We start from the raw sequence: 14,510 nt of genomic DNA on the forward strand, positions 1-14,510 counted from the left end.
GTAGTATGATTTTTTTATTGGAAGAAAAGACGTGCAGGGCGGAGGTGTTTTGCACGGAGCAGCAACATTCCATGGCAGAGGCAGGCGGGGAGAAATTCCCGCTTGTTTTTGCGTTTGTGGGAGAATATACACAAAAGCTGCATGACAGCTTAAAAGAAGCAGTTATGCCGCAGATAGAAGCGGGCAAAGTCAGACCGTTTGTGCTGGCACTATATGGTCCGATAGAATGGGATGCGGATTATTCACCGTGGTATGCCACGGCATTGCAGGGGCGTGAATTTGCCGGGAATGCACCGCAGTATCTTGATTTTATACAATACCGGTTACTGCCGTATTTAAAAGAAAGCTTTCCACTGTCGGGAGAGGTGTATACACTGGGGTATTCGCTCGGTGGGCTTGCAGCACTGTATTATTACTTTGAACTGGGATTTGCGGGCTGTATCAGCTGTTCTGGTTCACTGTGGTATCCGGGATTTCAGGACTACTGCCGGGAACAGATTGAAAAGAAATTGCAGGAAAAGGAAATGCGGATAAAAGATAGTGTGTATTTCAGTCTTGGCGGCAAGGAAAAGAATACAACAGATCCATCAATGTGCCATATCGAAGAAGATACCAGATGGACATATGAAGCATTTCAGAAAGTGGCGCAGACTACTTTTGTCCATGAACCCGGCGGACATATGTGCAAGGTGGAGCGCAGACTGGCACATGGGCTGATATGGCTGCTGTCTGATAAAAAGCAGCTGCCGGGAAAGCGCAGTCTGCGCCTGCACCAAAATCAGAATTAAATATTACCATTTGTCTTATTTTGTGATTTCCGGCATATAAGTGCGGTAGTGTAACGGCATAAGACTGCGCTGCAGGTCGGTGTTTCTACGTTCTTGAATCGCAATGGTGTTAAAAAAGCAGGACCAGAGCTGCTCCCAGTCTTTTTCATGGTCTGAAACCGGAACGGATAAAAGCATTTCTTCTGTCACACCCCATTGTAAGAAATAAGGTTTTCCAGCCGGGTGGATTGCAGCAAAACGGCGGATGGTATCTAAAATAATCCAGTTTTCAGGCTGCAGCCGGTCGGCAAAATGTGCGGCAAGCACCGGCAGGACATTTGATTTGGGCTGAATACGTGCTGTCAGCAGATTTTCATTGCGTTCTTCAAAACGCACAAAACCAAGATACTTGTGTGCTTCATGCCCGACGGTGCGTGACAGTTCAAAAATCCGGAAAACGTCGGGGTCGTTAAGCCGGTTTAAAATGTCACTGCCGCAGCGGAAGGCTTTTTGTAAAAAGTGATACAGCGTGGAAGCTTTTTTATCATCATCGGAAAGCATCGCCTGATAACAGGTTTCATAAATATCAACAGATAACTTTTGGATGATAGAACGCTGGACTTTCCGGGCAAGGGTTCCATCGCTTTCACTAAAGATATAGGTTTCAAATAAGGACATTGTATCGTTGGTGCGCACACGGACATCAGTATGGCTGGTGCCGTCTGCCCATGCACGGTAAATGGCTGTAAAAATACCGTCAATGGTATCTTCGCAAAGATAAACGGTAACGGGGCATAGTGGTGCTTTGGGTCTGGATGTATACATCAGGCGGTCTTCCTTTCATTGTTTATTGATAACATTCTATTTGTCAGATGATGGTGTATCCATGTGAAAATCATCAAAGAGCGACAATTGCCGGTAGCTGTCATGGTGTTCAATCTGATACCGGTTTAAGGCTTCAACACCGATAATTCTATTGGTAATAAAATCTTCATTCATTCGGATTGGGTAGAGTGTTCTGCCGGAGCAGGTGATAAAATAAAGCGCCCGCTTTAATACAACACCCATCTTTTTAATATCCTTAAAATCCAGTCTGGCACTGCGGCGGGCTTTTACAATGCGCTGGGCAGAGCGGACACCGATACCCGGAACTCTTAGCAGTGTGTAGTAGTCTGCACGGTTGATTTCAACCGGGAACTGCTCTAAGTGCCGGATTGCCCAGTCACATTTGGGGTCTAATAAAACATTAAAATTCGGCTTTTCCTCAGATAGCAGTTCACCGGAATGAAAACCATAAAATCGCATCAGCCAGTCTGCCTGGTACAGGCGGTGTTCGCGTAAGAGCGGTACACCTTTTCCGTCAGGCTGCGCCGGCAGGGCTTCATCGTGATTGACATTGACAAAAGCCGAATAAAACACACGTTTTAAATCATAGTTGTGATAGAGGGCTTCTGCAACGGTCACAATATGATAGTCCGTTTCTTTTGTGGCACCGATAATCATCTGCGTGCTTTGCCCGGCAGGCACAAAGCGGGGCTGCTGTCTTTGTAAAGAACGTTGCGGTGGCTGGTATCCCGAAGCAGACAGGACACCTGTGCCGTGGGATAAGCCGGTCTGAACAGGGGCATTTTCTGAAAGTAAACCATGGGAAGGCTCCTGTATTCCCAGTGCGAGCTGGCTGGCATGAATACCACGCTGTAACTGCCGCATCGGGGTCAGAATATTTTTACGGCTCTTATGCGGCGCAAGGGTCTTTAAACCATCAGCAGTCGGAAGTTCCAGATTCACACTCATGCGGTCGGCATACCACCCGGCGGTTTCAATCAGGCTTTGAGAAGCACCGGGAATCCCTTTAAGGTGGATATAGCCGCCAAAGTGATATTTCGTGCGCAGCAGCATCACGGTTTCGGTAAGCCGTTTCATCGTTTCATCGGGGCTTACGATAATGCCGGAACTTAAAAACAGTCCTTCAATATAATTGCGGCGGTAAAACTCAATTGTCAGGCGGCAGACTTCTTCCGGTGTAAATGTGGCACGCAGGACGTCATTGGAGGAGCGGTTCACACAGTAGCGGCAGTTGTAAATACATTCGTTGGTAAAAAGAATCTTTAATAGGGAAATACATCTGCCATCGACTGAGAAACTGTGGCAGATGCCGCAAGCTTTCGCATTGCCAAGTCCCGCACCGTTATTTTTTTTATCGACACCGCTGGAGGTACAGGCGGCATCGTACTTCGCAGCATCAGAAAGAATCGTCAGCTTTTTCATCAAATCCATATCTTGTTGAATAATCATAACATTCCCCTTTTTAATTAGAACATTTGTTTGATTTATTATAACACACAAACAAATGTTCGTAAAGTGGTAAATTCTGAAAAAGTGAAAATATGTTCGGGAGTGAAAAAGCAAAGAATGGTTATACTCTTATGGTGCAGATGTATTTTGCGCTGCAAATCAATCAAAAAAGGAGAACCGGGATGAATTCAATTTCAGAAAAAGAATTACTGGCATTAAATGACCTTTTAGGTGAAGAAGAATTACTCATCAAAAAGTTTAAGATGCTTGCAAACCATGCAGAAGACGAGGAAATTAAGGATAAATTTGAACAGATTTCAGAAAGACACCAGAAACATTTTGATTCCCTTTACAAGCAGCTTGGCTAAAACAAAATAAAAGAAAAACGGAGGTTTGTTATGGAACAGCTTTATACGGATAAGGAAGTGTTACAGGATGCATTAACAGCCGAAAAGACGGCAACCAATAATTACAACACGTATGCAAATGAATGTGTGCATGATACTGTGCGCGAGGCAATTTTAAACTGTCTGTCTGAGGAACACAAGATTCAGGAAGAAGTTTTTAATGCCATGCATACAAGAGGACTTTATCCGACACCGGAGGCAGAGGATAAAAAGGTCGATGAAGCAAAGCAGAAGTTTTCATGCACCTATAAATCCCTGTAAGCAGAGGAATTTCCATAAGCACCGTTTCCGGTAAACTTGCAGCAGGCGGTGATGCTTCTTCCTTATCAGAGGTTTTGTCCTGAAGTTTATGAAAAATTTAACAAACAAAGGATGGCATTTATGCTATAATGATAAAAAGATGTCAGGGACAAAAGTCCAGGACAGCGAAACCTAAGGAAGGAGCATGACTTATGGAAAGCTTGGTAAAGAAAATTAAAGGAATTAGAAATGAAATGATAGGATTGTCCATTGTGCTGATGCTGGCGGGAATTTTTATGATTCTGTTCCCGAATACTTCGGGTAATATCATCTGCCGCGGTGTGGGTGCGGTTCTTTGTATCTGGGGTGTGGTTCGTCTGGTTGCGTATTTTAGAAATAATGAGATTCTTGGTTCATTCGGACTGGTTCAGGGCGTTGCACTGGCAGGCTTTGGATTGTATATTCTGATTCGTCCGGGCATTATTGAAGTATTCTTAACCACTGTTTTTGCAATTATCATTATTGTGGACGGTATTTTAAAATTGCAGTATGCATTGGATTTTAGAAAGCTGGATGCCGGTGGCTGGTGGATTGAGGCAGTCTGTGCGGCAGTTATGATTATTTTGGGAATTGTTGTCCTGTTTAATCCGTTTGCAACGGTAGCGGCGGTTATGCTGTTTATCGGTGTGGTCTTTGTATTTGAAGGAGCATGGGATTTAGCTTCTATTTTATACATTTCAAAAATTGCAAAAGAATTTAATAAGTAGATAAGACGCTTAGAAAGGTCAGAATGGAGTAAATTTTGAAATCGCAGGAAGTTTTAAAAAATATGCTGGCAAGAATAGACCACAGGGGGTATCCGGCATATAAAGAATTGCAGGGAATGTATGACTTTGGTGCATATATGCTCTCTATTGACCATGTGCAGGGAGATCCGTTTGCAGCACCGTCAAAGGTACATATAGAAGTGTCGGGACAGAAAGCCGGTTTCCCAAAAGAATATTATGATACAGAGGATAAGCGTACAGCAGTGCAGGATTTTGTGCTGCGCCTGTTTGCAGGGGAAGTTCAAAACTATTCTTTTCAGGCAAAAGGTTCGGGGAAAAGCGGTTTATTATCTGTAAGCCGCTGCGGACAGGAAATTTTATCCCGCTCAGCGTGTCAGATGGATAATCATACAGGCAGTGTGACAGTGCGGCTGGAAATTGGTTTTCCGGCGCATGGAAGGACAATTGATGCAAAAGCACTGGAAAAGATTTTATTCGGATATCTGCCGGAGTGTGTAAAAAAGACGCTGTATTTTTCGGCAGTTCCGGCAAAAGAATTACAAAAAGCAGTCCACCTTGCAGAAGATACGGCATGTCTGCGCAGACAGTTAAAAGAAAAAAATCTGGCGGCATTTGTAGCAGACGGTGCAGTGCTTCCAAGACAGTCCGGGGTATCTGACCGTCCCATGCGGCAGGCATTTCCTTTTCAGTCGCCTAAATCCCTGCGTGTTGAAATGCACCTGCCGCATGCGGGCGTGATAACCGGCATGGGCATTCCAAAAGGCGTGACATTGATTGTCGGCGGCGGGTATCACGGCAAGTCAACGCTGTTAAAGGCACTGGAAGCCGGTGTGTACAATCATATTGCAGGGGACGGCAGGGAATATACGGTGACGGATGATACCGCGGTAAAGGTACGGGCGGAAGATGGCAGAAGCATTCACGATGTGGATATTTCCATGTTTATCCGCAATCTGCCAAACGGAAAAGACACGGTACATTTTGTTACGCAGGATGCCAGCGGCAGTACATCGCAGGCAGCAGGTGTAGCAGAAGCTGTGGAAGCACAGACAAAGCTGCTGCTGATTGATGAGGATACCAGTGCAACAAATTTTATGATTCGTGATGTGCTGATGCAGCGGGTTGTACATGGCAGTCAGGAGCCGATTATTCCGTTTATAGACAGGGTGCGGGAACTTTATGAAAAAGAAGGCATTTCCACCATACTTGTAGCGGGAAGCTGCGGCTCGTATTTTCATAAAGCGGACCTGATTATTCAGATGAACCGCTACGAACCGGTGGATATTACGGAATATGCAAAAACACAGGCAAAGGAATTTCCGCTGGCACAGTCCGAAAATCCGACATATAAAAAGAGCAGTCATAAGCGCTGTCCGAAGGCTTCAAAAAGAGCAGACGACAGGGTAAAAATCAAAACAACAGGACTGGATACCATCTGTATTAATAAGGAAAATATTGATGTCCGTTATATTGAGCAGCTGGTAGATTCAGAACAGTTAAATGCACTGGGGTATATGCTTGCTTATGCACAGAAACACCTGTTTGACGGTAAAAAGACACTTTTACAGATAACAGATGAACTTTATGAAAAAATTCATCGTGACGGAATTGAATCGGTCTGTGGGCTTTCGTATGTTCCGGCAGGACTGGCACTGCCAAGGAAGCAGGAATTTATGGCGGTAGTGAACCGGTACAGAGGATAAGTGCATTTTATCTTTTATGCATTTAAAGCAGAACTTCAATATTGTTTTTTGTTCCGGACTATTCTATAATAGGGTCAGCAGGGCTTGTAAAAGCAGCCCGGAAAAGAGGATAGTGTATGAAGTTGAAAAAATTTGCAACAGGCGTATTTGCCATGGCAGCGGTGGCAGCTGCACTCATTTTTACAGGCGGTACATCCGTTACGGCAAAGGCTGCGGTGAACACAAAATCAGATATTGAGATAGCAACACGTTTGCATAATTATTCCAGAAGTGCAAGTCCGATTGGTTCTTATCTTGTAGATATCGGAAATGGGAATATGATGCGTGTCCAGTTTGATTATGATTCAAGCAATATATATGTTGAATATTACGATTCACAGTATAACGTTACAGGTGTCAGACAGCTTGCCCCGGAACTTCCTATATATGGCGGTTTCTACAGCGGCAGTGATGCTTACTATATTGTAACAGGACAGAAAAATGAGGAAGAATCAGATACGGTGGAATGTTACAGAATTACAAAGTATGACAAGAACTGGAACAGAATCGGTTCAGCCGGATTGTATGATTGTAACACATTTCTTCCGTTTCGTGCAGGATGTGTAAGGATGACAGAAGCGGACGGCTATCTTTTTGTAAGAACCAGTCATCAGATGTATTTGTCGTCAGACGGACTTCGTCATCAGGCCAATGTAACCATTCAGTTTGATGAAAACAAGCTGGTGATTACAGATTCTTATACGGATGTTATGAATTCGAAATACGGGTATGTGAGCCACTCATTTAACCAGTTTATTAAAACGGAAGGAAACCATCTTGTTGCAGTGGATCATGGAGATGCCTATCCGAGAAGCATTGTACTGACAGAATACCAGACAGATTTTACAAATGGTCAGTTTATTTCCAATATGAATTATTGGAAAAATCCTTGTAAATCGACAGACCTTTTTGAATTTACGGGAGAAATCGGAGATAATGCTACAGGTGCATCCGTAGGTGGATTTGAGGTCACAGACAGTGCATATCTTGTTGCAGCCAATTCCATTAATCAGGAAGATACAAGTGATGACCGCAGCAGGCATGATTATCGTAACGTATGCATTGTCGGAAAGTCAAAAAGAGACGGACATACATTTGTGAATTGGCTGACGAATCTGGAAGGTGATTTATCAGCAACAACTCCGTATTTGGTAAAGATAAATGATAATAAATATCTTGTGATGTGGTCCTATCAAAAACGGTCAGTCGGAGCAATAGATTATACATATATTGATGCGGACGGCAGTCAGATCAGCCCGGTATATACCATGAATGGAATGCTTTCAGATTGTGAACCGGTATATATCAATGATACCGTAGTGTGGTATACATCCGATAGCGATGGAAATGTAACTTTTTACGGTGTGGATAGTAATGGAAATGCGTTGGGAAGCCTCAATGGATTGATATATGATGGTGATAACTGGGTGTATTACCGCAATGATAATCCGGATTATGGATATACAGGACTTGCAGCCAATGAGTATGGCTGGTGGTATGTAAGTAACGGGACAATTGATTTTGATTATACGGGACTTGCAGCCAATGAGTACGGCTGGTGGTATGTAAGTAACGGGACAATCGATTTTAGTTATACCGGAATGGCAGCTAATGACTATGGCTGGTGGTATGTAAGCAACGGAGCAATCGATTTTAATTATACGGGAATGGCGGTGAATGATTACGGCTGGTGGTACATGACCAACGGCGCATTAGACTGGAACTATACGGGAATGGCAGCCAACGATTACGGCTGGTGGTATATGACCAACGGTGCATTAGACTGGAACTATACGGGAATGGCGGTGAATGATTACGGCTGGTGGTATATGACCAACGGTGCATTAGACTGGAATTATACGGGAATGGCAGTGAATGACTACGGCTGGTGGTACATGACCAACGGTGCATTAGACTGGAACTATACGGGAATGGCGGTGAATGATTACGGCTGGTGGTATATGACCAATGGCGCGTTAGACAGGAATTACACCGGACTTGCAGTGAATGAGTATGGCTGGTGGTATATGACCAATGGCGCACTGGATTTAACGTATAACGGAACAGCAGATAATGAATATGGAACATGGAATGTTGTAAACGGACATGTAGAGGTCTAGGGTACACACAGGAAAGACAGGGAGAACGAATTGCTCCCTGTCTTTTTGCACTTTATTCTTTAGCACGTTAAAGTGATTGTAATTCTGCATTTTATTTCAAAGATTGCAAAAGAATTCTGCGATTATTATTCGATAGGTGATTTTATAATAATATGAAATTTGAATTAAAGTACATATATTTATACGAAATACTGGCAAAATGCTAGGAAATGATTTAAAATATATTGGTGTTATGATTAAGAGTGTTGAAAGAGTGATTTGGATAAACAAAATCTTAATCATATAGTATATAAATAAAATGAGGAGGGGAATCTAAACGAAAAAAACATCGAAACAAACACAAAAAATTCTGGGTATAATTGTACTAATAATAATTCTTATTTGGGCAGTACCGTTTATTCATAATGAATTGCTGACGGTATTGCATGGAAAGGAATTTTATAATCGTTATATAGATACAGGTTTTTTTGATGAGAATAGTGAACAGGAATCATGTAAGGTATTGTCTTATTCAAAAAAACTGTCAAAGGTATATTATGTAACACCGGAAAAAGAGCAGGGGCTTATATTATATTTTACCAAAAATGAAAACAACACATGGGAAATGAGTAGCTGGGATTGTATCTGGTCAAAATCGGGAACAGCAGCTGGAATCCAGTGGCCATACTTTTGGCAGAATGGTTTTTAGTAACGACACATATTATACAGGGAAAGCAGGGTGAACACGCCTTGCTTTTTCTGTTTAGCACGTTAAAGTAATTGTCATTTAGCATTTTATTTGCTATAATAGATACCAATTACCGTTTTTTCGGTAGATGGGAGGAAGAAATGCAGAGCGAAAATCATAAAAAAACAATATATGCGGCAATTTTAGGCGCGGGTACAGTCGGTACCGGCGTCTATAAGTTGTGCCAGGAAATGAAAAGTGAATTTGTACAAAAGACAGGTGCGGATTTAGTCGTAAAAAAAGTGCTTGTAAGAAATGCGTCAAAGAAAAGAGAGGGCATTGAGGATGCAGTTTTAACCGATAACTGGAAAGAAATTATAGAAGACCCGGAAATTGACATTGTGATTGAAGTCATGGGTGGTATTGAACCGGCAAAGACCTATATTATTGAAGCACTGGAAGCCGGAAAGCAGATTGTAACGGCAAATAAGGATCTGTTGGCAGAACACGGACAGGAAGTGATGGCTGCAGCAGAAAAAGCCGGTGCGGACCTTGAATTTGAAGCGGCAGTTGCCGGTGCGATTCCGATTATCCGTCCGTTAAAGCAGAGTATGGCGGGCAACCGTATCAGCGAAGTCATGGGTATTGTAAACGGAACGACCAACTACATTTTAACAAAAATGTCCGAAAAAGGCATGGATTATGCAGAAGCACTGGCACAGGCAACAGAGCTTGGTTATGCGGAAGCAGACCCGACAGCCGATGTGGAGGGATATGATGCGGGACGAAAGATGGCGATTATGGCATCGATTGCGTTTAATTCGCGTGTGACATTTCCACAGGTATATACAGAAGGTATTACAAAGATTTCAGCTGATGATATCCGTTATGCCAAAGAATTCGGCTATGTGATTAAGCTGCTCGGACTGGCAAGAAACACACCGGAGGGCATTGAAGTCAAGGTACATCCGATGCTGATTGATGAAAATCATCCGCTTGCAGGCGTAAAAGACGCATTTAACGCGGTGTTTGTACATGCCGATGCGATGGATGATGCAATGTTTATGGGCAGGGGCGCAGGACAGATGCCGACAGCCAGTGCAGTGATGGGTGATGTTGTGGATGTGATGAGAAATCTTGTCTATAATTGCTGCGGCAGAGTGGGCTGCAGCTGTTACAAGCAGCTTCCGGTCAAGCAGATTGGTGAAACAAAGAGCAAATTCTTCCTGCGGATTCATGCACAGGACAAGCCGGGCGTTCTTGCCAATATCGCAAGTGTCCTCGGCAACAACGGTGTCAGCATTGCGCAGGTTGTACAAAAGAGCCGTAAGGGCGGTATCGCGGAACTGGTGATTATTACCGATGAAGTACAGGAAAATAACTTCAATGATGCAATGACCATTTTTAGCGGAATGTCTGTTGTAAAAGAAATTTCAGGTGTAATCAGAGTTTATTAAGGTGGAAAAATGGCAGTAAAATATTATGCAGTAAGAAAGGGAATTAAACCCGGCATTTATAAGGACTGGAATACGTGCAAAGCAATGGTGACGGGATTTTCCGGTGCACAATATAAAAGTTTTACAACCCTGCAGGAGGCAGAGGCGTATATTAAAGAAGATGCAGAAACAGCGCAGGCTGGAAAAGAACCGGAAGTTTATGCGTTTGTCGATGGTTCATTTAACCAGAAGACACATGTATACGGTTATGGCGGATTTCTTGTCCATGACGGCGTTAAAGAAGTACTGCAGGGGTCCGGCAAAGATGCGGACATGGCTTCCATGAGGAATGTGGCAGGCGAGGTGCTTGGCAGTATGGCGGCGATTGAAAAAGCCGTTGAACTCGGACTGGAAGAATTGTCCATTTATTACGATTATATGGGAATCGAAATGTGGGCAAAGGGACTGTGGAAGCGCAATAAAAAGGGAACAATTGCCTACTACGATTATGTGCAGTCTGTAAAAAATCAGATTACGCTGCATTTTATCAAAGTAAAAGGACATTCTGGGGTTGCCGGAAACGAAGAGGCAGACCGGCTTGCAAAACAGGCAGTCGGGATTGTTTAGAGTAAAAGCCGCATGAAAATGTGGTGGAGGTAAAATGGGTAGATTAACAATTGCAACGAAATTTAATACGGCACGGCTGTTACAGTTTGTTTTTCCGGCAGTTGCCATGATGATTGTCACTTCAATTTATGTCATGACGGACGGTATTTTTATCAGCCAGTTTGCAGGAAGTGAACAGCTTTCGGCGACCAATATCGTGTATCCGGTGGTGTATCTGTTAAACGGAATCGGTGTCATGCTTTCCATGGGCGGCAATGCCATTGTGGCAAGGCTGCTCGGTGAAGGAAAGGGCAGTCTTGCCAGACAGCGGTTTACACAGCTTGCATTTTTTACAGTGGTTTCGGGTGTGGTGCTGGGAATTCTTTTTGCACTGACAATGCGTCCGATTTCACTGGCGCTTGGCGCAAAGGGAGAACCGCTGGTTACGTACTGTGTGCAGTATGGCACAATCATGGCACTTGGCGCGCCGTTTTCCATGTTACAGATGTTATTCATGCCGTTCTGGACGACGAATGATAAGCCGAAGTACGGACTGATTTTGTCGCTGACCTGCGGATTCAGCAATATCTGTCTGGATTATCTGTTTGTAAAATGTGCGGGCTTCGGACTGATGGGTGCGGCATTTGCAACGGTTATCAGTTATGGTATCGGTGCGGCTGTACCGGTGATTGTATACAGCCGGAAGAATCTCAAACTGTATTTTGAGAAGTTCCGGTGGGATACGTCCTTTTTGTTAAAGGCGATGAGCAACGGGGTATCGGAAATGGTGACGAATATCGCAAGTGCGGTGACGACATTTATTTTTAATATCATTCTGATGCGCCTTGCGGGTGCAAATGGTGTTGCGGCGATTACGGTGCTTCTATATGCACACTTTCTGTTTTCGTCCGCGTATATGGGCTTTACAAATGGTGTTGCACCGATTTTCAGCTATAATTACGGCGCGGGCAATTATGCGGATTTAAAAAAGCTGTTTGCAATGTGTATCAGGATTCTTCTGGCAGCAGGCGTTGTGATATTTGCAATATCCCAATTAGCAGCTGGATGGACAATGCGCATTTTTGTCGGAAATAATACAGCGTTATATGAAATGTCGCTGTCCGGTTTCAGGCTGTTTGCGGTTTGTTTTTTAGTAAATGGCATTAACATTTTTGCATCGGGATATCTTACGGCACTCGGCAACGGACGGGATTCTGCGGTGGTGTCGATTCTTCGTACACTGATTGTTGAGGTGATAGCGATTGTCGGACTGGCATATCTGTTTGGAATAAACGGCGTGTGGATGGCAATTCCGGTGGCAGAGTTTGTGTGTCTGTTTGTTTCGGTGTATATGTTTCATAAGAACAAAATACATATTTGATGATATTGCGAAAGAAAGTTTTAATCAGGAAAGGATAAGGGAAAATTCATGTTAGATACCATTAATACCGCATTGACAACGATTGATGATTTTATCTGGGGACTGCCGCTTATTATAGCGATTCTTGCAGTCGGACTTTTTATGACATTCCGTTTAAAAGGACTTCAGGTAACGAAATTTCCGTTGGCGGTCAAAGAACTGTTTTCAAATGAGAGAAGCGGCGAAGACGGAGAAGTATCCAGCTTTGCGGCATTGTGTACGGCACTTTCGGCAACCATCGGTACGGGAAATATCGTCGGTGTTGCAACGGCTATGGTAGCAGGCGGTCCGGGCGCGCTGTTCTGGATGTGGATTGCGGCGATTGTCGGAACAGTTACCAAATATTCAGAATGTCTTCTTGCGGTGAAATACCGCGTTGTCAATGAAGACGGTCATATCTTAGGCGGACCGTTCTATTATATTGAAAACGGCATGGGACACAAGTGGAAGTGGCTGGCAAAGATTTTTGCATTTTTCGGTGTAGGTGTCGGTCTTTTAGGTATCGGAACCTTTACACAGATTAATGGCATTACCAGTGCAGTCAACGGATTTTTTGATGCCAATAACGAATGGACCGTTGATTTATTTGGAAGAACGTATTCATGGACTGTTGTTATTACGGGTATTTTACTGACTGTCTGCGTGGCACTTGTTATTATCGGCGGAATCCAGCGTATTTCTTCCGTAGCACAGGTAATTGTGCCGTTTATGGCAGGCTGTTATGTGGTTGCGGTTGTTTTGATTCTTATTTTTAATTTTACGGCAATTCCGGGCGCACTGGTTGAAATTGTGCAGAGTGCCTTCGGTCTGCGTGCGGTAACGGGCGGAACAATCGGCGGTATGCTTATGGCAATGCAGATGGGTGTTGCCCGCGGTATCTTTTCAAATGAAGCCGGACTTGGTAGTGCGCCGATTGCAGCGGCAGCAGCCAATAGTGATTCACCGGCACAGCAGGGCTTAATTTCCATGACGGGAACGGTTATTGATACCATTATTATCTGTACGATGACAGGTCTTGCCATTACAATTACAGGTACATGGAACGTCGGCTTACAGGGGGTTGCGGTTACAACGGCGGCATTTCAGCAGGGACTTCCGGTTCCAGCTAAGGTATCGGCATTTGTCCTCATGATGTGTCTGGTATTCTTTGCATTTACAACGATTCTCGGTTGGGATTATTACAGTGAAAAATGTCTGGAATATCTGGTCGGCGGCAGACAAAAGGTTGTAAAAGGCTACAGATGGCTGTATATTGTATGTGTATTTATCGGACCGTTTATGACGGTATCTGCGGTCTGGAAAATTGCAGATATTTTCAACGGCTTAATGGCGATTCCGAATCTGATTGCCATTGTGGCATTAAGCGGTGTAGTAGTTGCGGAAACCAGGAAATATATGGAACAGGTTGCGCAGGGTGAACGTGCCGGAGCCAAAAAGAAGGCAAAGGGCATGGAGAACGCACAGGAAAGCGAGGTAGTGTCAAATGAGTAACAATGCGGTATTAGACAATATTTTAACAAGAAGAAGCTGCCGGGCATATACAGACAGACCGGTCAGCAAAGAAGACTTAGATACTATTTTAAAGGCGGCAATTTACGCACCGAGCGGCATGAGCCGACAGTCATGGCAGTTTACGGTAATCCGTAAAAAAGAAAACATACAGGAACTGGCAAAGGTGGTAAGGGAAACGTTAAACCGCCCGGAAAGTTACAATTTTTACGACCCGGATGTCATTATTCTGGCATCCAATGAAAAAGACAATACAAACGGACTTGCAGACTGTGCCTGTGCAATGGAGAATATGTTCCTGATGGCACAGGAGCTTGGCATTGGTTCCTGCTGGATTAACCAGTTAAAGGAAATCTGTGACGAGCCGCAGGTACGTGCCGAATTAAAGAAGTTCGGTGTGCCGGACAACCATATCGTATGGGGCATTGTAGACTTAGGTTACGCGGCACAGGAGCCTGCCTGCAAGGAAAAGAATGAAAATGTTATTGTATTTGCAGATTAAAGCTGCGGAAA

General features: G+C 43.9%; 13 protein-coding genes. 11 read left to right on the top strand and 2 right to left on the bottom strand.

What is annotated here, in order from left to right:
- Positions 1-5 precede the first annotated feature (5 nt).
- Positions 6-788, top strand: a complete 783-nt coding sequence (locus LI288_RS12880) for an alpha/beta hydrolase-fold protein (protein ID WP_227090775.1) — start codon at positions 6-8, stop codon at positions 786-788.
- 15 nt (positions 789-803) lie between these two features.
- On the opposite strand, the gene LI288_RS12885 is transcribed toward LI288_RS12880, so the two are convergent.
- Together LI288_RS12885 and LI288_RS12890 are read right to left on the bottom strand one after the other, a co-directional pair.
- Positions 804-1,592, bottom strand: a complete 789-nt coding sequence (locus LI288_RS12885) for a TIGR03915 family putative DNA repair protein (RefSeq protein WP_227090777.1) — start codon at positions 1,590-1,592, stop codon at positions 804-806.
- Between the two features lie 36 nt (positions 1,593-1,628).
- Positions 1,629-3,062, bottom strand: coding sequence for a putative DNA modification/repair radical SAM protein (locus tag LI288_RS12890; protein ID WP_227090779.1), 1,434 nt, complete (start codon positions 3,060-3,062; stop codon positions 1,629-1,631).
- A gap of 182 nt (positions 3,063-3,244) precedes the next feature.
- On the opposite strand from LI288_RS12890, the gene LI288_RS12895 reads away from it, so the two are divergent.
- The 10 genes from LI288_RS12895 (at position 3,245) to LI288_RS12940 (ending at position 14,499) form a co-directional block, all read left to right on the top strand.
- Entirely contained in the window at positions 3,245-3,430 is a 186-nt protein-coding gene (locus tag LI288_RS12895; protein WP_022431679.1) for a hypothetical protein, read from the top strand.
- 30 nt (positions 3,431-3,460) lie between these two features.
- Positions 3,461-3,730, top strand: a complete 270-nt coding sequence (locus LI288_RS12900) for a spore coat protein (RefSeq protein WP_022431680.1) — start codon at positions 3,461-3,463, stop codon at positions 3,728-3,730.
- A 191-nt stretch (positions 3,731-3,921) separates the two neighbouring features.
- Complete coding sequence (locus LI288_RS12905) at positions 3,922-4,476, top strand: HdeD family acid-resistance protein (protein WP_227090781.1); 555 nt, start codon at positions 3,922-3,924, stop codon at positions 4,474-4,476.
- A gap of 35 nt (positions 4,477-4,511) precedes the next feature.
- Positions 4,512-6,200 carry an ABC-ATPase domain-containing protein gene (locus LI288_RS12910; RefSeq protein ID WP_227090784.1) on the top strand — a complete coding sequence of 563 codons (1,689 nt, stop codon included), beginning with the start codon at positions 4,512-4,514 and terminating at the stop codon, positions 6,198-6,200.
- A gap of 116 nt (positions 6,201-6,316) precedes the next feature.
- A complete protein-coding gene (locus tag LI288_RS12915; protein WP_227090786.1) occupies positions 6,317-8,359 on the top strand; it encodes a hypothetical protein in 2,043 nt (680 codons plus the stop codon).
- 828 nt (positions 8,360-9,187) lie between these two features.
- Complete coding sequence (locus LI288_RS12920; protein ID WP_022431685.1) at positions 9,188-10,483, top strand: homoserine dehydrogenase; 1,296 nt, start codon at positions 9,188-9,190, stop codon at positions 10,481-10,483.
- Between the two features lie 9 nt (positions 10,484-10,492).
- Positions 10,493-11,089: a ribonuclease H1 domain-containing protein gene (locus LI288_RS12925; RefSeq protein ID WP_227090787.1), complete on the top strand. Its 597-nt coding sequence runs from the start codon at positions 10,493-10,495 to the stop codon at positions 11,087-11,089.
- Positions 11,090-11,123: 34 nt separating this feature from the next.
- The gene (locus LI288_RS12930) at positions 11,124-12,449 is read left to right on the top strand and encodes an MATE family efflux transporter (RefSeq protein ID WP_022431687.1); all 1,326 of its coding nucleotides are present in this window, start codon (positions 11,124-11,126) and stop codon (positions 12,447-12,449) included.
- Between the two features lie 48 nt (positions 12,450-12,497).
- Positions 12,498-13,979, top strand: a complete 1,482-nt coding sequence (locus LI288_RS12935) for an alanine/glycine:cation symporter family protein (protein ID WP_227090790.1) — start codon at positions 12,498-12,500, stop codon at positions 13,977-13,979.
- A complete protein-coding gene (locus LI288_RS12940; protein WP_227090791.1) occupies positions 13,972-14,499 on the top strand; it encodes a nitroreductase family protein in 528 nt (175 codons plus the stop codon). Before LI288_RS12935 ends, LI288_RS12940 begins: the two co-directional genes overlap by 8 nt.
- Positions 14,500-14,510: the final 11 nt, after the last annotated feature.

The sequence above is a fragment of the Lachnospira pectinoschiza genome (assembly GCF_020564355.1).
Lineage (GTDB): Bacteria > Bacillota > Clostridia > Lachnospirales > Lachnospiraceae > Lachnospira > Lachnospira intestinalis.